Below are 26,455 nucleotides of genomic sequence, written 5' to 3' on the forward strand. Positions count from 1 at the left end.
ATGCGCGGCAATCGCGGCCTCGCTCGATCAACGCGCAGGTACCGACGTTTATTCCCGGGCATGCCAACACAATGGTGATTGGCAGAGGGGCCCGGGCGTCGCTATATCGGCGCCGTAAAGTCGGAGTTCTGGAATGGCACTCGATATAGGCTATGTCAGCGCGGTCGGGGCAGGGGCGATCTCGTTCCTGTCGCCTTGCGTGCTACCGCTGGTGCCGCCCTATCTCTGCTACATGGCCGGCGTGTCGGTCGACGATTTTCGCGGCAATGCCGGGGCAGCCGCCAAAGCCGGCGCCCGTACCGCGCTGCTTTATTCCTCGATTGCCTTCGTGCTCGGCTTCTCGACCGTGTTCGTCGCGCTGGGCGCCGGCGCCTCGAGCATCGGCCGCCTCCTGCGCGTCTGGCAGGAGCCGCTGGCAATGGGCGCCGGCGTGCTGATCATCCTGATGGGGCTGAATTTCCTCGGCATCCTGCGCATTCCGCTTTTGTCGCGCGAGGCGCGTTTCCAGTCGCAGGGCAAACCGGCAAGCGCGGTCGCGGCCTATGTCATGGGACTGGCCTTCGCCTTCGGCTGGACGCCGTGCATCGGCCCGGTGCTGGGGCCGATCCTGACGCTGGCCGGCGGCCGCGAGACAGTGGGCGAAGGCGCATTGCTGCTCGCCGCCTATTCGCTCGGCCTCGGTATCCCATTCCTGATCGCGGCACTGTTTTCCGGCGCCTTCATGCGTTTCCTCGGCAAATTCCGCGTCCATCTCGGCCGCGTCGAGAAGGCGATCGGCGCATTGCTGGTCGTCGCCGGCGTGTTTTTCCTCACCGGCGGGGTGCAGGCCGTGTCGTATTGGCTGCTGGAGAATTTTCCGCTGCTGGGCCGGCTGGGATAAGGCTGTCGGTATCGGGTGCGCACAAGATTGAACCTGTGACCCGCTGATTAAGAGTCGGCTGCTCACCATCTCACCGGAATTTAACCGCATTGGTGCAGCATGGCGCCCACTGCTAGCATGATTTGATCCCCAACGCTTTTCCTATGGTTGTCCTTCCATGAACCAGAGAACATGCCTATCCGTCATCCTCGCCGCCGGCGAAGGCACGCGCATGAAGAGCGCGCTGCCCAAGGTGCTGCACCAGATCGCCGGACTGCCGATGGTCGCGCATGTGGTCAAGGCGGCCGAGGCAGCGGGCGCCGGCGACCTTGCGCTGGTGATCGGCCACGGCGCCGAGGAGATGCGCAAGGCGGCGCAGAAATTCGCGCCGGAGGCAGAGGCTTTCGTGCAGGAAAAGCGCCTCGGCACTGCGCATGCGGTGCTTGCCGCGCGCGCTGCTATATCAAAAGGTTACGACGATATCCTCGTCATGTTCGGCGATACGCCGCTGATCGATCCGGACGCCCTCACGGCCGCGCGCCTGAAGCTGGCGCAAGGTGCCGCCGTCGTGGTCATCGGCTTCCGCACGGCGAACCCCACCGGCTATGGCCGCCTGATCGAAAAAGGTGGCAAGCTCGTCGCCATCCGCGAGGAAAAGGACTGCTCCGACGAGGAGAAGAAGATCACCTTCTGCAATGGCGGGCTGATGGCGATTGCCGGCAGCCAGGCGATGAAACTGCTCGACGCCGTCGGCAACAGGAACGCCAAGGGCGAATACTATCTCACCGATATCGTCGAGCTTGCCAGCAACCAGGGCCTCGATGTCGTCGCCACCGAAGCCAGCTTCGAGAATGCGCTCGGCATCAACAACCGCGCCGAGCTGGCACAAGCCGAAGGCATCTGGCAGGCACGCCGTCGGCACGAAGCGATGCTTTCGGGCGTGACGTTGATCGCACCAGAAACGGTGTATTTCTCGCACGACACCGAGATCGGCGCCGACACCATTGTCGAGCCGAACGTCTGGTTCGGGCCCGGTGTGAAGATCGCAGGCGGCGCCAGGATTCACGCCTTCAGCCATATCGAAGGCGCCATCGTCGCCGCTCATTGCGATGTCGGCCCCTTCGCGCGGCTGCGGCCGGGCGCCGATCTCAAACAGAAAGCCAAGGTCGGCAATTTCTGCGAGGTCAAGCAGGCCGTCATCGAGGAGGGCGCCAAGGTCAACCATTTGACCTATATCGGCGACGCGCGGGTGGGCGCCGGGGCCAACATCGGCGCCGGCACGATCACCTGCAATTATGACGGCTATCTGAAGCACTTCACCGATATCGGCGAGGGCGCCTTTGTCGGATCGAATTCCTCGCTTGTCGCGCCGGTCACCATTGGCAAGGGCGGCTATATCGCCTCGGGCAGCGTCATCACCGAAAGCGTGCCCGACGATGCGCTGGCCTTCGGGCGTGCCCGCCAGAAGACGATCCCCGGCAAAGGCAAGGAATTGCGCGAGCGCTTCGCGTCGGCCGCGGTTGCCAAAAAGAGGTAAAACCGGTCTTCAAAAACTGAACGATTGCAGTAACTGGATTGCAAGTGCGCTGTGTCATGATGCATGCGTACGAGACTGTTCCCATTACACGGAACGAAACGCAAAGTAACTTTCGCGAGAGCCCGGCAATCCGTAGATAGCGCCGGGTTCTGCCGGGGATTGGGGACTGTCTGCATGTGCGGTATCGTTGGAATTGTCGGCCATTCGCAGGTTGCGCCGCTCATCGTCGATGCGCTGAAGCGGCTTGAATATCGAGGCTACGATTCGGCCGGCGTCGCCACCATAGAGAAGGGGGCGCTTGGCCGCCGCCGCGCCGAAGGCAAGCTGGTCAATCTCGAGCGCAGGCTGAAGGACGAGCCGCTCGACGGCACGATCGGCATCGGTCACACCCGCTGGGCCACGCATGGCGTGCCGAACGAGACCAACGCGCATCCGCATTTTTCCAATGGCGTCGCCATCGTCCACAACGGCATCATCGAAAATTTCGCCGAGCTGCGCGACGAACTGATCCGCGACGGCTATTCCTTCTCGTCGCAGACCGACACCGAGGTCGTCGCGCATCTGGTGGCGCGGGAAGTCGCCAAAGGCTTGAAGCCGGTCGATGCCGCGCACAAGGCGCTCAAGCGGCTGGAAGGCGCCTTTGCGCTGGCGATCATGTTCACGGGCGACGAGGACCTCATCGTCGGCGCCCGCAACGGCCCGCCGCTGGCGGTCGGCCATGGCGACGGCGAGATGTTCCTGGGCTCCGACGCCATCGCGCTTGCCCCGTTCACCAATTCGATCACCTATCTGGAAGACGGCGACTGGGCGGTGGTGCGCCGCAGCGGTGTCGCCATCTTCGACATCGACGGCGAAAAGGTCGACCGCAAGCGCCAGCAGTCGCTCTCGACCAGCTTCATGGTCGACAAGGGCAATCGCCGGCACTTCATGGAGAAGGAAATCCATGAGCAGCCGGAGGTGATCTCGCATACGCTGGCGCATTATGTCGATTTTGTTTCCGGCGTCTCCAAGCCGCTCGACCTGCCGTTCGACTTTGCTACGATTAACCGGCTGGCGATTTCGGCCTGCGGTACCGCCTATCTCGCCGGACTGATCAGCAAATACTGGTTCGAGCGCTACGCTCGGCTGCCGGTCGACATCGATGTCGCCTCCGAATTTCGCTACCGCGAAATGCCGCTGTCGAAGAACGACGCCGCCTTCTTCATCTCGCAATCGGGCGAGACCGCCGACACGCTGGCCTCGCTGCGCTATTGCCGCAAGGCCGGCATGAAGATCGGCGCCGTCGTCAACGTGCGGGAATCGACCATGGCGCGCGAATCCGACGTCATCTTGCCGACGCTGGCCGGGCCGGAGATCGGTGTCGCCTCGACCAAGGCCTTCACCTGCCAGTTGTCGGTGCTGGCCTCGCTCGCCGTCCGGGCGGGCGTGGCGCGCGGCACGATTTCGCGGGACGAGGAAAAGTCGCTGGTGCGGGCGCTTTCCGAGGCGCCGCGCTATGCCAACCAGGTGCTCAAACTCGAAGAGCAGATCGAACGGATCGCGCGGGACCTGTCGCGCTACAAGGACGTGCTCTATCTCGGACGCGACACCAATTTCCCGCTCGCCATGGAAGGCGCGCTGAAGCTCAAGGAGATCTCCTACATCCACGCCGAAGGCTATGCCGCGGGCGAGTTGAAGCACGGGCCGATCGCGCTTATCGACGAGAACATGCCGGTCATCGTCATCGCGCCGCATGACCGCATCTTCGAGAAGACTGTGTCCAACATGCAGGAGGTGGCGGCGCGCGGCGGCAAGATCATCCTGATCACCGACGCCAAGGGCGCCGCGCAGGCGAGCGTGAAGACGATGGAGACGATCATCCTTCCGGACGTGCCGGAAATCATCTCGCCGATCATCTACGCGCTGCCGATCCAGATGCTGGCCTATTTCGCCGCCGTTTTCATGGGCACCGATGTCGACCAGCCGCGCAATCTGGCGAAATCGGTGACGGTGGAGTAGGCGTTTTTTAAACAGGTGCTTTAAAAACTTCACAGTTCCAAAGCGCCTTCCGGTTCACTAATGTTTGCGCTGCAACTCGCGCCCCGGTGAACCCATGTCAGATGCTCTCAAGACCTCCGGCATGACCCGGCTGAGGAACTATTTCCTCACAGGCTTCGTCGTCTGCGCGCCGCTGGCGATCACCGCCTATATCGCGTGGTCCTTCATCGGTTGGGTGGATTCCTGGGTCAAACCCTATATTCCGGCACGCTACAGTCCCGATACCTATCTGCCGTTCCCGGTTCCGGGGTTCGGGCTGATCGTGGCGCTCGTCCTGATCACGCTGATCGGGTTCATGACCGCCAATATCGTCGGCCGCGCCATCGTCAATTTCGGCGAGCGCCTGCTTGGCCGAATGCCGCTGGTGCGGGGCATCTATCGCTCGCTGAAGCAGATTTTCGAAACCGTGCTGTCGAACAAAGGTGACATGTTCCGCCAGGTCGGCTTGGTCGAATATCCGCGCAAGGGGGTGTGGTCGCTCGTGTTCGTGGCCAGCGAGAAGGAAACCGAGATCAACCAGAAGCTTGACCAGGAAGGCGATCCGCTGACCGCTGTCTTCATGCCTTGTACGCCCAATCCGACGACGGGCTTCCTGATGTATGTGCCGAAGTCGGACATCGTGCTGCTCGACATGACGATCGAGGATGGCGCCAAGCTGATCGTCTCGGCCGGGCTGGTGGCGCCGGAGGTGAAAACGAAGCTGGTGATGCTGAATGGCGAGCCGATCACGGGCACCCTGGCCAATCCGCCGCTCGGGCCTTATCCCGCCCGCAGGAGCCGCACCGCCTCGTCGCGGCCGAACAAGTAGAGCAGCAGGCGCAGCGCTTCGCCGCGCTCGGTCTGCAGGTCCGGATCACGCGACAGGATCAGTCTTGCGTCATCGCGGGCCGCTTCGAGCAGGTCCGCATGCGCCTCGATGCGCGCGACCTGGAAGCCCGGCGTGCCGGACTGACGCGTGCCAAGCAATTCGCCTTCGCCGCGCAGCTTCAGGTCCTCCTCGGCGATCACGAAGCCATCCTCGGTCTCGCGCATCACCGACAGGCGCCGCTTGGCCGTTTCGCCGAGCGGATCCTTGTAGAGCAATACACAGGACGAAGGCTTGTCGCCGCGCCCGACGCGGCCGCGCAACTGGTGCAGCTGGGCGAGGCCGAAACGTTCGGCGTGTTCGACGACCATGATGGTCGCGTCCGGCACGTCGACGCCGACCTCGATGACGGTTGTGGCAATCAGGATACGTGTCTCGCCCTGCTTGAAGGCGCGCATCGCTTCGTCCTTCTCGGCGCCCTTCATGCGGCCGTGGACGAGGCCGATCCGGTCGCCGAACAGCGGCTTCAGGGAAGCAAAGCGGTCCTCGGCCGACATCAGCTTTATCTCTTCGGATTCTTCCACAAGCGGGCATATCCAGTAGATTTTCTGGCCGCCGGCCACCGCTTCCACCATGCGATCGACGAGTTCGTCCAGCCGCTCAAGCGGCAGCGTGACGGTGCGGATCGGCTGCCGGCCGGCCGGCTTTTCCGTCAGCTTGGAGACGTCCATGTCGCCGAAGGCGGTCAGCACCAGCGTGCGCGGAATGGGGGTTGCTGTCATCACCAGCATGTCTGGCGCGTCGCCCTTGGCGGTGATGGCAAGCCGCTGGTGAACGCCGAAGCGATGCTGCTCGTCCACGACGGCAAGGACGAGGTCGTGGAACGCCACCGTTTCCTGGAACAGCGCGTGGGTGCCGATGACGATGTCGATCTCGCCGCTGGCCAGTCCCGCCAGCGTTTCGGTGCGTTCGCGGCCCTTTTCGCGACCGGTGAGGATGGCCGTGCGCATGCCTGCCCGTTCCGCCAAAGGGGCGATCGTCGCCACGTGCTGGCGCGCCAGGATCTCTGTCGGCGCCATTAGGGCAGCCTGGCCGCCAGCCTCGACGGCACGCGCCATGGCCAGGAGCGCAACGACCGTCTTGCCGGAGCCGACGTCGCCTTGCAGGAGGCGCAGCATGCGCTCGGGGTCGGCGAGGTCTGCATTGATTTCGGCGAGCGCGAATTCCTGGGACGCGGTCAATGTGTAGGGCAGGGCCGCGCGCAGCTTGTCGACGATCCGGCTGTCGCCGGTGAGCGGCCGGCCGGACAGCCTGCGGACCCTCGACCGGACCAGGGCGAGCGACACCTGGCCCGCCAGCAACTCGTCATAGGCGAGGCGCCGCCATGCGGCGCCTTCGATGGCGACATCGATCGGGTCCGCGGGATGATGGATGCGGGCCAGCGCGTCACCGAAAGACGGGAAACTCTGGCGGCGCATGAAAGCACCATCCTGCCACTCAGGCAGTTCCGGCAGACGGCCGAGCGCCTGGCCGATGGCGCGGCGCAGCACCTTGGCGGACAGCCCCGCCGTGAGCGGATAGACCGGCTCGACCAGCGGCAGGTTTTCGGCGTCGCCGGCCAAGGCGATATGATCCGGGTGGACCATGGTCGGGCGCCCGTTGAACCATTCCATGCGTCCGGAGACCACGACATGCTCGCCCACAGGCATCGATTTTTCCAGATAGGCAGCATGGGCGTGGAAGAAGGTCAGCGCCACTTCGCCGGTATCGTCATGGGCGTAGACCCGGTAAGGCACCGACCTGTTGCCGCGCGGCGGCGGCTGGTGGCGGTCGATGCGCAGGTCGAGCGTGACGATGGCGCCTTCGGCCGAGCCGGCAATGCCCGGCCGGTTGCGGCGGTCGATGACGGTATGCGGCAGCACGAACAGAAGATCGCCGGCGCGCGCCGCTCGGTCGCCGAGATCGGCCGCGACGACTTTTTCGATCAGCGCGCCGACCTTCGGCCCGACACCGGCGAGCGACGTGATCGGGACGAAAAGCGGGTCAAGGATGGAAGGACGCATGATGTCAGCTTATGTCGCGACGGCTGCAGCGCAAGGCTGACAGCCCCTTCTATCCACGCTATATGCGCCGCAGCAAGCGAGGATGCGGCACAATGACGGGAACGAAACGATCAAGCGAGGGGCTCGACGCCCGCCGCCGCAAGCTCTTGTTTCGCTCCTGGCACCGCGGCATGCGCGAGATGGACCTTATCCTTGGCACCTTCGCCGATGCTGAGATCGGCGCCTTGACCGGCGATGAAATCGACCAATATGAAAAGCTCCTCGATATTCCCGACACCGAGTTCCTGCCCTTGATCACCGGCGAACGTCCTGTTCCCGCCGAAATTGATTGTGCGGTCCTGCAAAAAATCATGGCTTCACGCCGGACAATGACCTTTTGAAGAACGCATCCATGAGCCTCATTCCCACCATCGGCTTGCCGAAAGGCCGTGCCGGCCAGTTCATCGTCGACGGCGTCGCCGACGGCTATGAAGCCTTCGCGCTGGTGCAGGCGGCGCGCGAGATCGCGCCCGACAAGCCGGTGCTGTTCGTGGCGCGCGACGGGCAGCGCCTGCCGGCAATCACAGAGGCGCTGGCCTTTGCCGCTCCCGGCCTGCCCGTGCTGGAACTGCCCGCCTGGGACTGCCTGCCCTATGACCGCGTCTCGCCCGGCTCGGATGCGGCCGCCCGGCGGCTCGACGCGCTCGCCGCCATGATCGCGCTGGCGAGGAAGCCGCATCGCGCCGTCATTCTCACCACCGCCAATGCGCTGCTCCAGCGCATTCCGCCCGCGGATCTCATCGAGGCGCAGACCTTCCACGCCAAACCTGGCAACCAGATCGATATGAACGCGCTGGTGTCGCGGCTGGAGACATCGGGCTTCGAGCGGGTGCCGACGGTGCGCGGCATCGGCGAGTTCGCCGTGCGCGGCGGCATCCTCGACCTTTTCGCACCCGGCTGGGCCGAGGCGCTGAGGCTGGATTTCTTCGGCGATACGCTGGAATCGATCCGCGTCTTCGACGTGGCCACGCAGCGCACCACCGGGCAGCGCAAGTCCATGGCGCTGCAGGCGATGAGCGAGGTGGCGCTGACGCCGGAGACGATCAGCCGCTTCCGCCGCGCCTATATCGAAGCGTTCGGCGCGCCGTCGCGGGACGATGGGCTTTACGCCGCGGTCAGCGAAGGCCGGCGCTTCGCGGGCATGGAACATTGGCTGCCGTTCTTCTACGAGCGGTTGGAGACCGTGTTCGACTATCTGCCGGACACGCCTGTCGTTTTCGACCATCTGGCGCATGAAGCGCTTGCCGAACGCCACACGCTGATCCTCGATCACTACGAGGCGCGCAAAAAGCAGGCCGAAGGTGCGCTGAAGGACGCGGTGCCCTACAAGCCGGTGGCGCCGGACCTGCTTTACCTCTCGCCGGAAAATCTCGTCGCTTCTCTCGGACCGCGCGAAGCGATCGACTTCACCGCCTTCGACGCACCGGATGCGGGAGCAAGAAAGGTCTTCCATGCCGGCTCGCGCCATGGCCGCAGCTTCGCGGAAGAGCGCGCCGACCCCAACGTCAATGTCTTCGACGTGGCGGTGAAGCACATCGCCGACGAACGCGCGGCACGCCGCCGCGTCATTGTCGCCGGCTGGACCGAGGGCTCGCTCGACCGGCTCGGCCAAATTCTCGCCGAACATCGTCTGGGCAATCTTGCGCCGGTGGCGACCTTGGCGGAGGCGGAGAAACTCGAGCCGGGGCAGGCGGCATTGGCCGTGCTGCCGCTGGAATCCGGTTTCGAGACCGAAAGACTGGTCGTCGTCGCCGAACAGGACATTTTGGGCGACCGGCTGATCCGGCGCTCCAAGCGCAAGAAGCGCGCGTCCGACTTCATTGCCGAAGCCTCGGCCCTGTCGGCTGGCGACATCGTCGTCCATGCCGACCACGGCATTGGCCGCTTCATCGGCCTGCGCACAATCGAAGCCGTCGGGGCGCCGCATGATTGCCTGGAAATCCACTATGCCGGCGACGACCGGCTGTTCCTGCCGGTGGAAAACATCGAGCTCCTGTCGCGCTACGGTTCCGATACAGCCGAGGCGACACTCGACAAACTCGGCGGCGGCGCCTGGCAATCGCGCAAGGCGCGGCTGAAGAAACGCCTGCTCGACATGGCCGGGCAGTTGATCCGCATCGCCGCCGAACGGCAGATGCGCGCTGCACCCCCGCTGGTGCCGGCGGAAGGCCTCTATGGCGAGTTCGCCGCGCGCTTCCCTTATGAGGAGACCGATGACCAGCAGACGGCGATCGATTCCGTCAGGGACGATCTGGCGGCCGGCAAGCCGATGGACCGGCTGATCTGCGGCGATGTCGGTTTCGGCAAGACCGAGGTGGCGCTGCGCGCCGCCTTCATCGCGGCGATGGAAGGGTTCCAGGTGGCGGTCGTCGTGCCGACAACCCTGTTGTCCCGCCAGCATTTCAAGACCTTCTCGCAGCGCTTTTCCGGCCTGCCGATCCGCGTCGCCCAGGCATCGCGGCTGGTCGGCGCAAAGGATCTGGCAGAGACCAAGAAGGGCATTGCCGAAGGGACGGTGGATATCGTGGTCGGCACCCACGCGCTGCTCGGCAGCGCGATCTCGTTCAAGAATCTCGGCCTACTGATCATCGATGAAGAGCAGCATTTTGGCGTCAAGCACAAGGAACGGCTGAAGGACCTGAAGACCGACGTCCACGTGCTGACGCTGTCGGCGACGCCTATCCCGCGCACGCTGCAACTGGCATTGACCGGCGTGCGCGAACTGTCGCTGATCGCCACGCCGCCGGTCGACCGCATGGCGGTGCGCACCTTCATCTCGCCCTTCGATCCGCTGGTCATTCGCGAGACGTTGTTGCGCGAGCGTTATCGCGGCGGCCATTCCTTCTATGTCGTGCCGCGCATCAGCGATCTGGCGGAAATCCATGATTTCCTGAACCAATCCGTGCCGGAACTGAAGGTGGCGGTGGCCCATGGCCAGATGCCGCCGGGCGAACTCGACGACATCATGAACGCCTTCTACGACGGCCAGTACGACGTTCTCTTGTCGACCACCATCGTCGAATCCGGCCTCGACATCCCGACCGCCAACACGCTGATCGTCCATCGCGCCGACATGTTCGGCCTGTCGCAGCTCTATCAGTTGCGCGGCCGTGTCGGGCGCTCGAAGGTGCGCGCCTACGCACTGTTCACACTGCCGGCCAACCGCAAGCTGACCGACACCGCCGAACGTCGACTGAAAGTGCTGCAGTCGCTCGACACGCTGGGCGCCGGCTTCCAGCTCGCCAGCCACGATCTCGATATCAGAGGCGCAGGCAATCTGCTCGGCGAAGAGCAGTCCGGCCACATCAAGGAAGTCGGCTTCGAGCTCTACCAGCAGATGCTGGAGGAGGCGGTCGCGGAGGTGAAGGATTCCGGCGAGGTGCTGGATGGCGGCTGGTCGCCGCAGATCGCCGTCGGCACGGCGGTGATGATCCCGGAGAGCTATGTGCCGGACCTGCAGCTCAGGCTGGCGCTCTATCGGCGCCTCGGCGACCTCGAGAGCACCGAGGAAATCGATGCTTTCGGCGCCGAGCTGATCGACCGTTTCGGCCCGCTGCCGGAGGAGGTGAAGCATCTGCTCAAGATCGTCTTCATCAAAGCCCTCTGCCGCAAGGCCAATGTCGAGAAGCTCGATGCCGGGCCGAAGGGCGTGGTCATCCATTTCCGCAAGCGCGAGTTTTCCAACCCGGTCGGACTGGTCAAATTTATCGGCGAGCAAGGCTCGCTGGCAAAGATCCGGCCGGACCAAAGTGTCGTCTTCACCCGCGACTGGCCAACGGCGGAAAAGCGTTTGGCGGGCTCGGCTGTCGTCATGACGCAACTGGCGCGGCTGGTAGAGAAGGCGGCGTAGCCAGCCCGGCCCATTCGCCAGCGCTGAAATTCCGGTCTAGAATAGGAAATCGGCTTCGTGTATGGAGCCGCCACCCCACATGGGGGCTGGAAATGGCGGGCGAGGGTGCTTGCCGGAAAGAGCGTTGGGTGCAGCGATGACGAAATGGTCGCCGAATTCGTGGAGGGCAAAGCCGATCAAGCAGGTCCCTGCTTATCCGGACCTTGCCGCGCTGAAGAACACGGAGGCCCAGCTCGCCACCTTTCCGCCGCTGGTTTTTGCTGGTGAAGCGCGCAAGCTGAAGAAGCAACTGGCCAGCGTCGCTGCCGGCGAGGCATTTCTGCTCCAGGGCGGCGATTGCGCCGAAAGCTTTGCCGAACATGGCGCGGACAACATCCGTGACTTCTTCCGCGTCTTCCTGCAAATGTCGGTGGTGCTGACCTTCGCCGGTGCGCAGCCGGTGGTGAAGATCGGCCGCGTTGCGGGCCAGTTCGCCAAGCCACGCTCGTCCGACAACGAGACCAAGGGCGAGGTGACGCTGCCGAGCTATCGCGGCGACATCATCAATGGCATCGAATTCGACCTCAAGTCGCGCATTCCCGATCCTGCCCGCCAGGAAATGGCGTACCGTCAGTCGGCGGCAACGCTCAATCTTTTGCGCGCCTTCGCGCAGGGCGGCTACGCCAGCCTCGAGAATGTGCATCGCTGGATGCTCGGCTTCGTCTCCGACAGCCCTCAGGCCGAAAAATACGAGTCGCTCGCCAACCGCATCACCGAGACGATGGATTTCATGCGCGCGGTCGGCATCACCTCCGAAACCAATTTCGCGCTGCGCGAGACTGATTTCTATACCAGCCACGAGGCGCTGCTGCTCGGCTATGAGGAAGCGCTGACGCGTGTCGATTCGACCTCCGGCGACTGGTACGCGACGTCTGGCCACATGATCTGGATCGGCGACCGCACCCGCCAGCCCGACCATGCGCATGTCGAATATTGCCGCGGCATCAAGAACCCGCTCGGCCTGAAATGCGGCCCGTCGCTGACGCCGGACGGCTTGCTGGAACTGATCGACCTGCTCAACCCCGAGAACGAGCCAGGCAGGCTGACGCTGATCGCGCGCTTCGGTTCCGACAAGGTCGCCGAGCATCTGCCGAAGCTGGTGCGGGCGGTGCAGAAGGAAGGCCGTAGCGTCGTCTGGTCGTCAGACCCGATGCATGGCAATACGATCGAAGCGGCCGGCTACAAGACGCGGCCGTTCGACCGCATCCTGAAGGAGGTGCAGACGTTCTTCGAGGTGCACCGCGCCGAAGGCACGCATCCGGGCGGCATCCATGTCGAGATGACCGGCAAGAACGTGACTGAATGCACCGGCGGCGCCCGCGCCATCACCGCCGAGGAATTGCAGGACCGCTATCACACCCATTGCGACCCGCGCCTCAATGCCGACCAGGCCATCGAACTGGCGTTCCTGGTGTCGGACCTGCTCAAGAAAAGCCACCCGGTGCAACACAAGCAGGTCGCCAACGGCTGACCCGTCCAAAGCAGCTCACAGGAAAAGCGCTTCCTGCCGAAAAATCAGTCTTGCTTGTAGAGCAGCCAGCTCTTGCCGGCGCGGCCCGCCATTGCCGAATGCCTGGTCACGCGGTTACGGCCGCTGACCTTTGAGCGGTAAAGCGCCCGGTCTGCCTTGCTGTAGAGGTCTTCAGGGCCTTCGGCTTCGGAGGCCATGCAAATGCCCATCGAGACGGTGACGGTGCCGTAATTCATGCCGGTCTGGCTGCTGGTGAAAGGCGACTGCTCGATCAGCGCGCGAATGCGTTCGGCGATTTCGTAGGTGGCGTCCTCGCTTGCGCCCTCGACGATCAGCGCGAATTCCTCGCCGCCGGTGCGGGCGACGAACATGTCGGCGCGAATGCTGGTCTGGAATATATCGGCGATGATCTGGAGGATCTTGTCGCCGACGGGATGGCCGTACCTGTCGTTGATGTCCTTGAACCGATCGATATCGGCGAGGATCAATGCGTTGAACAGGATGCCTTTGTTGCTGTTGTAGATCCTGGTGATTTCCTTGTCGAAGGCGCGACGGTTCCAGATTTGCGTGAGGGGGTCGGTGTCGGCCAGGCGCTTGTATTCCTCGAGCTTCGACTTGACGCTTTCCAGTTCCGCGGTCTTGTCGCTGAGCGTCGAGGCAACTTGCCGGCCATGATCGATCGTCGAATTGGTGGCGACCGCCATGGCGTTGACGATCTTCTGCAGAACATCCGGCGACAGCAGGCTGTTTCTGCCGAGTCCGCTCGACGTTTCGTTGAGGATCCTGCCGTATTTCTCGATGTGGCTGCGCTCGCTCCTCAGCAGCGAAGCGATGTCCTCAAGTTCATTGGCGATGACTTCCCTGGCGTGCTCGACGATGCCGGAGCCATGGTTCTGGGCAAAGAAGGCGCGTCCGATCCGGTCGAGGTCGTCCTGTGTCGGTCGGCCGCTCAGCGACACGACGGCAAGGCTGAGCTCGCGATTGGATCCGCTCAAGGCCTCGTAGAAGATCTCGTAATTGCGTGGCAGGCCGAGCACGCCGAGCTGGCGCATTGTGGCGAGGACGGTGCTCGCAATATCGGTGCTTCGTTCGCTCTGGGCGGCTGCCGGCTGCATGTTCTGTTCACTCTTCCCCGGGAACACGCTGCGGCATTCGCAGGCATCCAATGTCGCCGACCTGGGGAACGCTGGCCATTCCAGTCCATCTTGCGAAGAAGGCGCGTCCCCACTCACGACTTTCGCTTGCGAGGATCATAGATGCAGCAGCGCTAAAGTTTCCTTAATCCGCTGAATCCGGCCTGTTTTTCGCTGATTCCGGCTGGACAGGCCTTCATCTGTGAACAAACAATTCCCGAGCGTGCCAAATGCATGTCGCATTTTCTTGCGCGCAGCCATCGAAAAGCTGGGATCCTGTCAGCAGCGATTTCTTTTGGGATGGTGCGATGAGTGAAAATCATACGGGATCGTGTCTCTGCGGAGCGGTTCGCTTCAGGACGCGAGGGCCGTTGCGCGGCGTCATCTATTGCCATTGCTCGCAATGTCGCAAGCAGAGTGGACATTTCTATGCCGCAACCAATGTCCCGGACGCCAATATCGATATCGACGGCGCCGACAACATCACCTGGTATGAGGCGTCCGCCTTCGCCGGGCGCGGTTTTTGCAAGACATGCGGATCGCTGCTTTTCTGGAAACCGCGGGACGACGCCTATGTTTCGGTTCTGGCGGGATCGTTCGATGAACCGACAGGCCTCAAGGGCCAATGCCACATATTCGTGGGTGACAAGGGCGATTATTATTCGATCGACGACGCGCTGCCTCAATTCGAGAAGTCGACCCCATCGGTGAAGGTCGCCGACGAATGAATTTTGGGCGAGCCAGCTTATTCCATTGATCGGGCCATTGCTTTATCCCGTGCCGGTGATTCGCAAAGGGGTTTGGCATGCAGCGGCTGATCGACGCTTATTTCAACTCGCTGCGGGCGTTCCGCAAGCTGGCTGCAACTGAAAAAGCTTTCCAGCAGGAGCTGGCGCTGCTCGCCCTTGCCCTTCCGATCGGCTGGTTCGTTTCGGTGTCGTGGCGCGGCTACGCGCTGCTGATCGGCGCGGTGCTGCTCCTGATCATGGTCGAGGTGCTGAACACCGGCATCGAAGCGGCCTGCGATGCCTTTAGCCGCGAATTCAATGTCGACATCCAGCTGGCCAAGGACTGCGGTTCGCTGGCGGTACTGATCTCCGTGGCGATCGTCGCCGGCGTCTGGGGCATCGCGATCATCGAGCGTATCGTCGGGCTGCCGATCTGAGCTTTCGACCGCCGGCCGGCGGTCAGTTTTCCCTGGCACGTTCCTTTCGGGCGAAATGGCGGGCGATGAGCCAGGCGAGTACGGCCACGGCCAGGCCGATAGCCAGGCCCACCAATATCCGCTCATGGCGAAGCAGCGCCTGGCCGATGAAATGCTCGGCGCCCAACCCGAAGACATAGCCGATGGTGCTGAACAGCACCGCCCAGACCGCCGAGGAAATGGCGTTCAAGACGATGAAGCGGGGTGCTGCGATGTTCGACAGGCCGGCCGCGATGCCACCGACCAGGCGCATGCCATAGACGTAGCGGTTCGACAGCACGAAGATGTTGGGATGGGTGTTGAGCAGACGATAGGCGCGGCGGAAGCCGGGCCGCTTGCGCAACCCGACGACATAGCGATGGTCCGCGAAACTTCTCCCCAGGATGAAGAAGCAGGTGTCGCCGGCGAAGGCCCCAAGCGCTGCCACGACGACAGTCTGCCAGAGGACGAAGATATGCTGATGGGCGAAGAAGCCGCCGAGTATGGCGGCACTCTCGCCCTCGGCGACACAGCCCAGAAAAACGGCGATCAGCCCGTATTGTTCGATGAAATGATGGATCGCGTCGCTCATGACGGCGATTGCTGCGACAGCCTCTCGTCGATCCGCTTGACCAGTTCGGTCAGCCGCACGATCTCGTCGCGCATGCCGATGATCTGGCCGTGGCGCATTTCGTCCAGCTTTTCATGCAGCGCCATGATCTCGATCTCGGCCTTCAGATTGACCTCGTAGTCGTGGGCGGCATCGATGCGGTCGCGCTCGGTCTGGCGGTTCTGCGCCATCATGATCACCGGCGCCTGCAGCGCCGCGACCATGGACAGGACGAGATTGAGGAAGATGAACGGGTAGGGGTCGAAGGCGTCGCGCGCCAGAAGCCAGGCATTGGCTGATGTCCAGACGATCAGGAAGGCAATGAAGCCAAGGATGAACGACCAGGAACCGCCAATGCGGGCGATGCTATCGGCAAGGCGGTCGCCAAAGGTCTGGTGGAAGGCGACGGCCTTGTTGGTGTCCCTGGAGATCGTTGTGCGCTCGAGCGTCGACTGCAGCACCCGGTTCTCCAGGGCGCTGAGACCGTCCGGCTTTCGTCTCAGCCAGCGGTTCGCCAGATCGTCGATTGTCTTGTTCATGGCCGTCTCCAAGGGCTTGGCTGGCGATAGACGTAGAGGCTGCCGGCCCGCGCGGGAAGTGCTAGATTTGATGGGAACCGGAGGGACTTATGGTCGACTTCATGAAAATTCGCGCTCGCGCCGCAAAGCGCAAGGGCGGCGAGGAGGAACTGGTCTCGCTGCTCGGGCCGATTCCCGACAACGCCGCCGTGGCCGACATCGGCGATGACCGTATCCTGTCGACGATGGCCGAGCGCGTCTTCGCCGCCGGTTTCGTCTGGCGCGTCATCGAGCAGAAATGGCCCGGATTCGAAGAGGCGTTCCTGCGCTTCGAGCCGAAGCGGTTGCTGTTCCAGCCTGACGATTTCTGGCATGAACTGGCATCCGACCAGCGTATCGTGCGCAATCCGCAGAAGATCAAATCCGTTCGCGACAACGCTGCCTTCGTCGAGCGCGTGTCAAAAGAGCATGGCGGCTTCGGCACATTCCTCGCCGAGTGGCCCGCCGACGACCAGGTCGGGCTGATGGCCTATCTCGGCAAGCATGGCAGCCGGCTCGGCGGCAATACCGGCCAGTATTTCCTGCGCTGGCTGGGTTGGGACGCCTTCGTCATTTCGGCCGACATGGCGGCCGCCCTTCGCGATGCCGGGCTCGATATCGCCGAAAGCCCGACGTCGAAGAAGGATCTCGACAAGATCCAGGCCCAGGTCAACCGTTGGGTTGCGGATACCGGTCTGCCGCGCCGGCACATTTCGCGCATCCTGGCGATGTCGATCGGGGATAACCATTCGCCGCAGGCGCTGCGCGACTATATGGGCGACGACTGATGTCGAAATTGGCCCAAGCAAACGCCATTGCGGGGCGAATTTTGCCGCGCTAAGTCAGCAGCATGACCAAGAAGCCCGACATACTGCGCATCGCCGTTGCCCAGCTCAATCCGACAGTCGGCGACGTCGCCGGCAATCTCGCCAGGGCCCGCGAGGCGAGGGCGGATGCCGCGCGTCAAGGCGCCGATCTCGTGCTCTACACCGAGCTTTTCCTCGCCGGCTATCCGCCTGAGGATCTGGTGCTGAAGCCCGCCTTCCTGAAGGCCTGCGAGCGGGCCGCGCAGGAGATCGCCGCCGACACCGCCGATGGCGGTCCCGGCGTCATCATCGGCACGCCGCTGAAGCGCAAGACCGGAACCCACAACTCGATCGTCTTCGCCGATGGCGGCAAGATCATCGCCGAGCGCTATAAGCTCGATCTGCCGAATTATGGCGAGTTCGACGAGAAGCGCGTCTTCCAGGCCGGACCGGAGATCCAGGGGCCCGTCAATTTCCGCGGCGTGCGTCTGGGAATCCCGATCTGCGAGGACATCTGGGGCGACATCGGCGTCTGCGAGACGCTGGCCGAGAGCGGCGCGGAAATCCTGCTGGTGCCGAACGGCTCGCCCTATTACCGCGCCAAGATCGATGTGCGCCACCAGGTCGTCATCCGCCAGGTTATCGAATGCGGGCTGCCGATGATCTATGCAAACCAGCTCGGCGGCCAGGACGAGCTGATCTTCGACGGCGCGTCGTTTGCCATAGGTGCCGACAAGCGGCTTGCTTTCCAGATGAGCCAGTTCGAGGAGGCGGTCGACATCACCACCTGGAGGAGACAAGGCGAAAACTGGGTCTGTTCGGAAGGACCGATGTCGAAGATCCCCGAACGGGAGGAGGCCGACTACCGCGCCTGCATGCTGGGCTTGCGCGACTACGTCAACAAGAACGGTTTCAAGAACGTCGTGCTCGGCCTGTCGGGCGGCATCGATTCGGCCATCTGCGCGGCCCTTGCCGTCGATGCGCTGGGCGAGGAGCGGCTGCGCGCGGTGATGATGCCTTACCGCTATACGTCGAAGGATTCGCTTAAGGATGCTGAAGACTGTGCCCGCGCACTCGGCTGCCGCTATGACATCGTGCCGATCTTCGAGCCGGTCGAAGGTTTCCTTCATGCGCTGACGCAGCTTTTCGAAGGCACCAAGGAAGGCATCACCGAGGAGAACTTGCAGAGCCGCGCGCGCGGCACCATCCTGATGGCGATTTCCAACAAATTCGGCTCGATGGTGGTTACGACAGGCAATAAGAGCGAGATGTCGGTCGGCTATGCCACGCTCTATGGCGACATGAATGGGGGCTTCAATCCGATCAAGGACCTGTACAAGATGCAGGTCTATGCACTGTCGCGCTGGCGCAACAGCCACGTGCCGCCGGGCGCGCTCGGACCGTCGGGCGAGGTGATCCCGAAGAACATCATCGACAAGGCGCCGTCGGCGGAACTGCGCGAGAACCAGACCGATCAGGATTCGCTGCCGCCCTATCCGGTGCTGGACGACATCCTCGAATGCCTGGTCGAGAACGAGATGGGCGTCGACGACATCGTCGCGCGCGGCCATGACCGGGCGACGGTGACGCGCATCGAGCACCTGCTCTACGTCGCCGAATACAAGCGCCGGCAGGCGGCGCCCGGCGTGAAGATCACCAGGAAGAATTTCGGCCGCGACCGTCGCTATCCCATCACCAACCGGTTCAGGGATCGCGGCTAGACACCGTACCGACCGAAAATTCGCGTCATGCCGCAGGCGAGGGGTAGCGATGCCCGAGTGTGAAATCAGCTTCGACCTGTCACGGATCGACTTCAGGGCGACATCCGACCTGTTGATGGCAAGCTATTGGGGCGGCGGGCGCAGTGACGAGACCCACCGCCGCGCCTTCGCGAATTCGCTCTGCGTCGGCGCTTATGTCGAAGGCAAACAGGTCGGCTTCGGCCGGGCGATCACCGACCGCACGGTGTTCGCCTATCTGGCCGATATCATCGTCTGGCCGCAGCATCGCGGGCAGGGCATCGGCTCGCGGCTGGTGCAGGCACTGATCGATCACCCCGAGCTCCGCACCGTTTCGCACTGGAGCCTATCGACCAGCGACGCGCATGGGGTTTATGAAAGACTGGGATTCAAGGCATCGACCGATGGCCGGTACATGCGCCTCGATCGTAAGCCGATCCGCTGACCAAGCGCCTTTGCCGTTGTTGCAAATTTATCCCAGTGCTTGGACCAGATGCCGTTTTTGGTGACCGCCAGCCTTGGCGATGCGATGAGGCATCTCTATAAGGGCCTCTCCGCGATTCCCTTTAGGGAGGACCGAATGCCAGGATTTGACATCGTTATGCGAGGCCGCGAAGCCTAGGTCCCGACCGGCGCGCCGCAGGGTTTTCACCCTCGGAACGGAGCCGGATCGAGAACAGGCCTTTGCCGATGCCGGTCGCCGCCTTCGGGCAAGTGGCCATTCATAACCGAACCTCCGCATTCCCGGGCATTGAGCCCCTTGCGCGGTTTTTTCAATTTTCGACCTTACCGGGATCGGGCTTTTTGCGCCCGAATGACATCATGGCTCGTTTTCGAATCGATTTGCGCGCAAGCGCCTTTCGCAGCGTTCTTGGCTTTACTTTCACCCACTGGCGGCGCCAGCCCTGGCGGCTTTCGCTGATCATGGCTGGTTTCCTGCTGTCGACGCTGGCCGATGTGCTGACGCCGCTCTATTCCGGCCGGCTGGTCGATGCCGTCGCCAGCAGCGCCGGCGCCGACGAGATCGCCTGGAATGCCGCGATGACCGCGTTTTCCATGCTGATGGCGTTGGCGCTGGCGGGTGTCGTCCTGCGCAATTTGGCCTTCATGGGGATCGTCGAACTGACGCTGAAGATGATGGCCGACATCGCCGCCGCCGCCTTCCACCGTGTCCAGCGCTTTTCCACCGACTGGCACGCCAACAGCTTCGCCGGATCGACCGTGCGCAAGGTGACGCGCGGCATGTGGGCGTTGGACCTGCTCAACGACACGATCCTGATCGCGCTGCTGCCGTCGATCGTCATGCTCGTCGGCTCGACGCTGCTGCTGGGCTGGTTCTGGCCGCTGATGGGAGCGGTTGTCGCCGCCGGCTCGGTGCTGTTCATCGCTGTCACGGCGATGCTGTCGCTTGGTTATGTCGCGCCGGCGGCCAGGCTCGCCAACACCTGGGACACGCGCCTTGGCGGCTCGCTGGCCGACGCGGTGAGCTGCAACGCCGTGGTCAAGGGGTTTGGCGCCGAGGAGCGCGAGGAGAACCGGCTTGCCAAGGTCGTCGCCAAATGGCGTGCCCGCACGCGGCGCACCTGGGTGCGCGGCACCATCAACGGTACCACGCAAGGGGTGCTGCTGCTGGTGATGAGAGCGGCGGTCATCGGCCTGGCGCTGATGCTGTGGTCGTGGGGGCAGGCAACGGCCGGCGACGTCGCCTTGGTGCTGACTTCTTTCTTCGTCCTGCAAGGCTATCTCAGGGATATCGGAACGCATATCCGCAACCTGCAGCGCTCGATCAACGACATGGAGGAACTGGTCGATTTCCAGTCCGAACCGCTCGGCATCGAGGATCGGCCCGGCGCCGGACCGATCCGCATCACGCAAGGGGGCATCGCCTTCGACGACGTCACCTTCCATTATGGCAGTCACCGTTCGCCGCTCTATCGCGATTTCTCGGTCGATATCGCGCCGGGCGAGCGGGTCGGGCTGGTCGGCCATTCCGGGTCGGGCAAGACGACTTTCGTCAAGCTGATCCAGAGGCTCTATGACGTGAACGCCGGCCGGATCCTGATCGACGGCCAGGACATTTCGGAGGTGGCGCAGGCGTCGCTGCGCGCGCAGATCGCCATCGTGCAGCAGGAGCCGATCCTGTTCCACCGCTCGCTGGCCGAAAACATCGCCTATGCCCGGCCTGGCGCCACGCAGGCCGAGATCGAGCACGCCGCGAAGCTGGCGAGCGCGCACGACTTCATCGCCAACCTGCCGAAGGGCTACGGCACGCTCGTCGGCGAGCGCGGCGTGAAGCTGTCGGGCGGCGAGCGCCAGCGCGTGGCGATCGCGCGCGCGTTCCTCGCCGATGCGCGCATCCTGATCCTGGACGAGGCGACGTCGAGCCTCGATTCAGAATCGGAGGTGCTGATCCAGCAGGCGATGGAGCGGCTGATGGTCGGCCGCACCACGCTGGTCATCGCGCACCGGCTTTCGACGGTGCGGGCGCTCGACAGGCTGTTGGTCTTCGATCGCGGCAAGATCGCCGAGGAAGGCTCGCATGACGCGCTGATCCGGCTGCCGGGCGGCATCTACCGCCGCCTGTTCGAGCGCCAGGCGCTCGAATTGACCAAGGGACTTGTCACCTGATCGGGGATGGCCTCCGGCTCTGGCCCGGAGGCCATCCCATCAGGCGCCGGCGGCTTGACGGGCGGGCGGCGCGGGACATGTGATCGCGGGCGGAGCCGCGTCCGCCAAGTCTTTTCATTGCTTGCGCCATGTTCTATGTCTGCGGCACGGCACGGGGGCGCGTCTTGTCAATCACAAAAGCATCCGGTACGCCCCGCTCATGACAGTTACCGTTCGTTTCGCCCCTTCACCGACAGGCCGCATCCATATCGGCAATGCGCGCACCGCCCTGTTCAACTGGCTGTTCGCCATGAACCATAAGGGGCGCTTCATCCAGCGCTTCGACGACACCGATGTCGCGCGCTCGAAGCAGGAATTTTCCGACGCCATCCTTTACGACCTGCATTGGCTTGGCATCTTTCCCGACACCACCGAATACCAGTCGCGTCGCTTCGAGATCTATGACGCGGCGGTCGAGCGGCTGAAGGCGGCGGGCGTTCTCTATGCCTGCTATGAAACACCGGAGGAGCTCGACCTCAGGCGCAAGGTGCGCCGTACGCGCGGCCTGCCGCCGGTCTATGGCCGCGAAGCGCTGACGCTGACGTCGGAACAGATCGCCGAATATCAGGCCGATGGCCGCCGGCCGCACTGGCGCTTCCTGCTGCCCAATTTCACCGGCGATCCGCAGCAGCCGGAGCGCACCGAAATCCATTGGAACGACCTGGTGCGCGGGCAGGAAACCGTCGATCTCGCCTCGCTGTCGGACCCGGTGCTGGTGCGCGAGGACGGCACCTATCTCTATACGCTGCCATCCGTCGTCGACGATATCGAGATGGGCGTCAGCCATGTCATCCGCGGCGACGACCACGTCACCAACACCGGCGTGCAGATCGCGCTGTTCCGGGCGCTGGGTGCCGAGCCGCCGGAATTCGGCCACCACAATCTGCTGACCACCGTTTCGGGCGAGGGGCTGTCGAAGCGCACCGGCGCACTCTCCATCGAAAGCCTGCGCGAGGACGGCATCGAGCCGATGGCGGTCGCATCGCTGGCCGTGCTCGTCGGCACGTCGGAGAATGTCGCCGCCGCGCACGACCTGGCCGAACTCGCCAGCCGTTTCGACCCGGCTGCGACTTCGAAGTCGGCGGCAAAGTTCGACCCGGACGAGCTTTTCGTGCTCAACCGGACGCTGCTGCACCAAATGCCGTTCTCCGAAGCGCAGAATCGGCTGGTGGTGCTCGGCATATCGGGCGAGCAGGCGGAACCGTTCTGGCTGGCTGTGCGCGGTAATCTCGACAGGCTGGCCGATGCTGTCGGCTGGTGGCGCATCCTGCGCGAAGGGCCGCAGGAGAAGCCGGAATTTTCCGACGCCGATCGAGATTTTCTTCACCAGGCCATCGATCTGCTGCCCGAGGAGCCTTGGAACGGGACCGTCTGGAAGGACTGGACGGCCAAGATCAGGGAAGCGACCGGCCGCAAGGGCAAGGCGCTGTTCATGCCGCTGAGGCTCGCCTTTACCGGACTGACTTCGGGACCGGAGCTTGCAGATCTATTGCCGCTGATGGGTCGGGAAGGAACGTTGGCCCGACGACCCTGACCTTCCGCTGTTCCGGCGGCAGCGTCGAGACCGGCGATGCGACCGGTTTGACCGCAAGCCGCTTGATGGCGTCGCGGTCCAGCCCGCCTGCGGCGTTTGCCAGCGTCTCGGGATCGGCACCTGGATCGGGTTTGGAGGCAGGCACCGGAATGAACGGGGCGCCCTCCGTTTGCGGCCGCGACTGTTGCTGGCTTGGCGGATTGCCGCCGATGATCTGGAAGTTCTGCGCGGCGTTGCAGCCGCAGGCCGGCGGCCGCGACAGGTTGGGCTGCTTGTAAAGATAGGCCGTCGGCAGTTCGCTGTAGGGTCGGCCGGTGACCGACGATGTCATGTCGGCTGAATCGTCGCCCATGCCGCGCGAATAGAAGACCTGGATCTCGGTGCCGGGACAGCTCGATTCGCAGTTCTTCTGGTCGCGCTCGAAATCGCCGACCGAGGCGGCATTCGACATCGGAAAGAAGTAGCCGTCGCAGGTGCGCACGCAGGTGGTACGGAACTCGCCGCCGACGCCCGGAAAATCCGGTATGCCGGACCGGCCCGGCACGCGGCGGATATTGCGCTCCTCGTCGGGATCGTCAGACTGGTCGAGCGTATCGAGCCGGCGTGTGTCGCCGCCGAACAGCTGGTCGAACAGATTGCCGTTGCCTTGTTCCCGTTTCGCTTCGCGCAAGAGTTCGCGGCGGGGCGCCACCGCGTCCTCGCGGCAGCCATTGGTGTCGAGCGCGGCCAGGATGCGTGCGCGATCGCGCCGCGAACCGCCGCCGGCGAGGCGGGCGCGCTTGGCCTGCAAGCTATCGAGATTGGCGTTCATGCGCTCGATGGTGGCGTTGAACCCAGCGCATTGGCTGACATTGCGGCTGAATAGAGAGAAGCCGCAGCCGGCGCTGCTGGACTGGCCGCGCGCCTTTGAAATCTGCTCGCGTTGCCGGTCGATCGCGGCATCATATTTCCGGATCAGGGCCGGACCGCCACTGCCGCGCGAGGTCGCGGCAAGATCGGTCTCGAGCTGGCGGCAGACACGCGAGGCGGCCTGCGGCTCGGACACGGCGGCGCCCGAAAGCAGCAGGCCAAGCAGCACGGCGAGATGCGCCTGCTTCCACCCTTTGCCCATCATCCGCCGAAACCCTGCTTGGTTGTTCGCCGCACGCTACGTGCTCGTGGTTAAACCGCAGTTTACCCCCGAATTGGTGTTCAGCCCAGATCGACGACAGCTTGCGCCTTGTGGGCGGCCTCGACCACCGCCAGCGCTGTCATGTTGACGACGCCGCGCGAAGTCACCGAGGGCGTCAGGATATGCGCCGGCTTGTCGGTGCCGAGCAGGATCGGGCCGACATGCAGGGCATCCATCATGGTCCTGAGCGCTGTCAGCGTGATGTTGGCGGAATCGAGGTTGGGGAACACCAGGAGATTGGCTTCGCCCTTCAGACGCGAATGCGGATAGACGCGCTGGCGCAGATGTTCCGACAGCGCGGAATCGGCATGCATCTCGCCGTCGCATTGCAGCTCGGGCGCGATGCGCGCCAGGATCGCCGCCGCCTGCCGCATCTTGAGCGCACTCGGCGAATCGCGCGAGCCGAAATCCGAATGCGACAGCAGCGCCGCCTTGGGCTCGATGCCGAAGCGCTGGATCTCCTCGGCCGCCAGCACGGTCATTTCGGCGATCTCGTCGGCGGTGGGGTCGACAGAAACATGGGTGTCGGTCAGGAAGATGATGCCGCGTTGCGAGATCAGCATGGACAGCGTCGACAGATCCCGGTCCTTGATGCCGGTTCGTGGCCCGATGATCAGCGTGACGTTGCGCAGGTGCCGCTCGAAACGCCCTTCGAGGCCGCAGACCATGGCGTCGGCGTCGCCGCGCTTCAATGCGAGGGCCGCGATCACCGTGTTGTCGGTGCGCACCATGGTGCGCGCGGCCTCCGTCGTCACGCCGCGCCGGCCGGCGAGCTCGATCAGGAGGTCGACATAGTGGCGGTAGCGCGGATCGTCCTCCGGGTTGATCAGGCCGAAGTCGACGCCCGGCTTGATGCGCAGTCCGTAGCGCTTCAATCGCACCTCGATGACGTGCGGACGGCCGATCAGGATCGGCTCGGCGATGCCTTCCTCCAGAACCACCTGCGCGGCGCGCAGCACGCGCTCGTCCTCGCCGTCGGCATAGATGACGCGCTTGGCGCTCGACGCCTTGGCCGAGGAGAACACCGGCTTCATCACCAGGCCGGAGCGGAAGACGAAGCGGTTGAGCTTGTCGATATAGGCGGAGAAGTCGCTGATCGGCCTTGTCGCGACACCGGTGTCGCAGGCCGCCTTGGCGACGGCCGGGGCGATGCGCAGGATGAGGCGCGGATCGAAGGGCGAGGGGATCAAGAACTCGGGTCCGAACACCGGCGTCTCGCCGGAATAGGCGCGCGCGGCGACATCCGAAGGTTCTTCGCGGGCAAGGGCGGCGATGGCCCGCACCGCGGCCATCTTCATCTCCTCATTGATGGCGCTGGCGCCACAGTCCAGCGCGCCGCGGAAGATGTAAGGAAAACACAGTACGTTGTTGACCTGATTTGGAAAATCGGACCGGCCCGTGCAGATCATCGCGTCGGGGCGCGCCGCCCGCGCCACTTCCGGCATGATTTCCGGATTGGGATTGGCCAGCGCCAGGATCAATGGCTTCGGCGCCATGTGCTGGAGCAATTCCGGCTTCAGCACGCCGGCGGCCGAAAGCCCGAGGAACACGTCTGCGCCCGATATGACGTCGGCCAGCGTGCGCGCCTCCGTGTCCTTCACATAAGGGTCTTTCCAGCGGTCCATCTCATCCGTGCGCCCCTTATAGGCGACGCCGAAACGGTCGGTGACCCAGATGTTCTCGACCTTGGCGCCGAGCGAGACCAGCAGGTTGAGGCAGGCCAATGCCGCCGCGCCGGCGCCCGAAGTGACGATCTTGATGTCGGCAATGGTTTTGCCGGCGAATTCCAGGCCGTTGAGCACTGCGGCGGCGACGATGATGGCGGTGCCGTGCTGGTCGTCATGGAAAACCGGTATGCCCATCCGGGCCTTCAGTCGCTCTTCGACCTCGAAGCATTCCGGCGCCTTGATGTCCTCGAGGTTGATGCCGCCGAATGTCGGTTCCAGCGCCGCCACCGTTTCGACCATGCGCTCGATCTCGGGCGCGTCGATCTCGATGTCGAAGACGTCGATGCCGGCGAATTTCTTGAACAGGACCGCCTTGCCTTCCATGACCGGCTTCGAAGCGAGCGGGCCGATATTGCCCAGGCCGAGCACGGCCGAGCCATTGGAGACGACGCCGACCAGATTGGCGCGCGCCGTGTAGTCGGCGGCGGTCGCCGGATCGTCGCGGATTTCGAGGCAAGGGGCAGCCACGCCGGGCGAATAGGCGAGCGCCAGGTCGCGCTGGTTGCCAAGCGGCTTGGTGGCCTGGATTTCGAGCTTGCCCGGCGTGGGGTGCTTGTGGAAGTAGAGCGCGGCTTCGTCGAGGTCCGAACGTGCCGTTTTCTTGCTCTCGCCGTTCATTCCGGGCCTC

Annotated in this window: 21 protein-coding genes; 14 read left to right on the forward strand and 7 right to left on the reverse strand. The window is 63.8% G+C overall.

Annotated features, from left to right (window positions below):
* The first annotated feature begins 133 nt into the window (after positions 1-133).
* The 4 genes from FJ942_RS18025 (at position 134) to FJ942_RS18040 (ending at position 5,241) form a co-directional block, all read left to right on the forward strand.
* A complete protein-coding gene (locus tag FJ942_RS18025) occupies positions 134-880 on the forward strand; it encodes a cytochrome c biogenesis CcdA family protein (RefSeq protein WP_140498969.1) in 747 nt (248 codons plus the stop codon).
* Between the two features lie 157 nt (positions 881-1,037).
* On the forward strand, positions 1,038-2,396 hold the full coding sequence (gene glmU / locus FJ942_RS18030) for a bifunctional UDP-N-acetylglucosamine diphosphorylase/glucosamine-1-phosphate N-acetyltransferase GlmU (protein ID WP_140898451.1): 1,359 nt from the start codon (positions 1,038-1,040) through the stop codon (positions 2,394-2,396).
* Positions 2,397-2,570: 174 nt separating this feature from the next.
* Complete coding sequence (glmS, locus tag FJ942_RS18035; RefSeq protein ID WP_140560900.1) at positions 2,571-4,394, forward strand: glutamine--fructose-6-phosphate transaminase (isomerizing); 1,824 nt, start codon at positions 2,571-2,573, stop codon at positions 4,392-4,394.
* Between the two features lie 94 nt (positions 4,395-4,488).
* On the forward strand, positions 4,489-5,241 hold the full coding sequence (locus FJ942_RS18040) for a DUF502 domain-containing protein (protein ID WP_140557815.1): 753 nt from the start codon (positions 4,489-4,491) through the stop codon (positions 5,239-5,241).
* On the opposite strand, the gene recG is transcribed toward FJ942_RS18040, so the two are convergent.
* On the reverse strand, positions 5,193-7,301 hold the full coding sequence (recG, locus tag FJ942_RS18045; protein ID WP_140879621.1) for an ATP-dependent DNA helicase RecG: 2,109 nt from the start codon (positions 7,299-7,301) through the stop codon (positions 5,193-5,195). The two genes, FJ942_RS18040 and recG, sit on opposite strands and share 49 nt — an antisense overlap.
* A 92-nt stretch (positions 7,302-7,393) precedes the next feature.
* Between recG and FJ942_RS18050 the strand changes: the two genes are divergently transcribed.
* From FJ942_RS18050 to FJ942_RS18060, 3 genes are all read left to right on the forward strand, one after another.
* Positions 7,394-7,681, forward strand: a complete 288-nt coding sequence (locus tag FJ942_RS18050) for a succinate dehydrogenase assembly factor 2 (RefSeq protein ID WP_140498959.1) — start codon at positions 7,394-7,396, stop codon at positions 7,679-7,681.
* An 11-nt stretch (positions 7,682-7,692) separates the two neighbouring features.
* On the forward strand, positions 7,693-11,190 hold the full coding sequence (gene mfd, locus FJ942_RS18055) for a transcription-repair coupling factor (RefSeq protein WP_140898453.1): 3,498 nt from the start codon (positions 7,693-7,695) through the stop codon (positions 11,188-11,190).
* Between the two features lie 136 nt (positions 11,191-11,326).
* Entirely contained in the window at positions 11,327-12,700 is a 1,374-nt protein-coding gene (locus FJ942_RS18060) for a 3-deoxy-7-phosphoheptulonate synthase class II (RefSeq protein ID WP_140515265.1), read from the forward strand.
* A 44-nt stretch (positions 12,701-12,744) separates the two neighbouring features.
* Here FJ942_RS18060 and FJ942_RS18065 read toward each other — a convergent pair whose 3' ends face one another.
* Positions 12,745-13,815 carry a diguanylate cyclase gene (locus FJ942_RS18065; protein WP_140584333.1) on the reverse strand — a complete coding sequence of 357 codons (1,071 nt, stop codon included), beginning with the start codon at positions 13,813-13,815 and terminating at the stop codon, positions 12,745-12,747.
* 326 nt (positions 13,816-14,141) lie between these two features.
* Between FJ942_RS18065 and FJ942_RS18070 the strand changes: the two genes are divergently transcribed.
* Together FJ942_RS18070 and FJ942_RS18075 are read left to right on the forward strand one after the other, a co-directional pair.
* Positions 14,142-14,561 carry a GFA family protein gene (locus FJ942_RS18070; protein WP_140560904.1) on the forward strand — a complete coding sequence of 140 codons (420 nt, stop codon included), beginning with the start codon at positions 14,142-14,144 and terminating at the stop codon, positions 14,559-14,561.
* A 77-nt stretch (positions 14,562-14,638) separates the two neighbouring features.
* Positions 14,639-14,998, forward strand: coding sequence for a diacylglycerol kinase (locus tag FJ942_RS18075; protein WP_140557810.1), 360 nt, complete (start codon positions 14,639-14,641; stop codon positions 14,996-14,998).
* 22 nt (positions 14,999-15,020) lie between these two features.
* On the opposite strand, the gene FJ942_RS18080 is transcribed toward FJ942_RS18075, so the two are convergent.
* Together FJ942_RS18080 and FJ942_RS18085 are read right to left on the reverse strand one after the other, a co-directional pair.
* The gene (locus FJ942_RS18080) at positions 15,021-15,608 is read right to left on the reverse strand and encodes a DedA family protein (protein ID WP_140498949.1); all 588 of its coding nucleotides are present in this window, start codon (positions 15,606-15,608) and stop codon (positions 15,021-15,023) included.
* Positions 15,605-16,165, reverse strand: a complete 561-nt coding sequence (locus FJ942_RS18085) for a DUF1003 domain-containing protein (protein ID WP_140498947.1) — start codon at positions 16,163-16,165, stop codon at positions 15,605-15,607. The genes FJ942_RS18080 and FJ942_RS18085 overlap by 4 nt, the downstream gene beginning before the upstream one ends.
* Before the next feature lie 89 nt (positions 16,166-16,254).
* On the opposite strand from FJ942_RS18085, the gene FJ942_RS18090 reads away from it, so the two are divergent.
* The 3 genes from FJ942_RS18090 to FJ942_RS18100 all read left to right on the forward strand — a co-directional run bounded on the left by FJ942_RS18090 (position 16,255) and on the right by FJ942_RS18100 (position 19,173).
* Positions 16,255-16,971, forward strand: coding sequence for a DNA-3-methyladenine glycosylase I (locus tag FJ942_RS18090; RefSeq protein ID WP_140898455.1), 717 nt, complete (start codon positions 16,255-16,257; stop codon positions 16,969-16,971).
* 62 nt (positions 16,972-17,033) lie between these two features.
* Positions 17,034-18,710 (forward strand): NAD+ synthase, encoded by a 1,677-nt coding sequence (locus FJ942_RS18095; RefSeq protein WP_140898457.1) that lies wholly within the window; start codon positions 17,034-17,036, stop codon positions 18,708-18,710.
* 49 nt (positions 18,711-18,759) lie between these two features.
* A complete protein-coding gene (locus tag FJ942_RS18100) occupies positions 18,760-19,173 on the forward strand; it encodes a GNAT family N-acetyltransferase (RefSeq protein ID WP_140525389.1) in 414 nt (137 codons plus the stop codon).
* 328 nt (positions 19,174-19,501) lie between these two features.
* On the opposite strand, the gene FJ942_RS28850 is transcribed toward FJ942_RS18100, so the two are convergent.
* Entirely contained in the window at positions 19,502-19,654 is a 153-nt protein-coding gene (locus FJ942_RS28850; RefSeq protein WP_224518946.1) for a hypothetical protein, read from the reverse strand.
* On the opposite strand from FJ942_RS28850, the gene FJ942_RS18105 reads away from it, so the two are divergent.
* A complete protein-coding gene (locus FJ942_RS18105; protein WP_246679825.1) occupies positions 19,653-21,356 on the forward strand; it encodes an ABC transporter ATP-binding protein in 1,704 nt (567 codons plus the stop codon). The two genes, FJ942_RS28850 and FJ942_RS18105, sit on opposite strands and share 2 nt — an antisense overlap.
* 199 nt (positions 21,357-21,555) lie before the next feature.
* Positions 21,556-22,929, forward strand: a complete 1,374-nt coding sequence (gene gltX / locus FJ942_RS18110) for a glutamate--tRNA ligase (protein ID WP_140898462.1) — start codon at positions 21,556-21,558, stop codon at positions 22,927-22,929.
* Here the strand turns inward: gltX and FJ942_RS18115 are convergent.
* Positions 22,847-24,043 (reverse strand): DUF2865 domain-containing protein, encoded by a 1,197-nt coding sequence (locus tag FJ942_RS18115; protein WP_140525386.1) that lies wholly within the window; start codon positions 24,041-24,043, stop codon positions 22,847-22,849. The two genes, gltX and FJ942_RS18115, sit on opposite strands and share 83 nt — an antisense overlap.
* A 77-nt stretch (positions 24,044-24,120) precedes the next feature.
* Positions 24,121-26,445 (reverse strand): NADP-dependent malic enzyme, encoded by a 2,325-nt coding sequence (locus tag FJ942_RS18120; protein ID WP_140498933.1) that lies wholly within the window; start codon positions 26,443-26,445, stop codon positions 24,121-24,123.
* Positions 26,446-26,455: the final 10 nt, after the last annotated feature.

The organism is Mesorhizobium sp. B2-4-2, from assembly GCF_006442845.1.
Classification (GTDB): Bacteria; Pseudomonadota; Alphaproteobacteria; order Rhizobiales; family Rhizobiaceae; genus Mesorhizobium.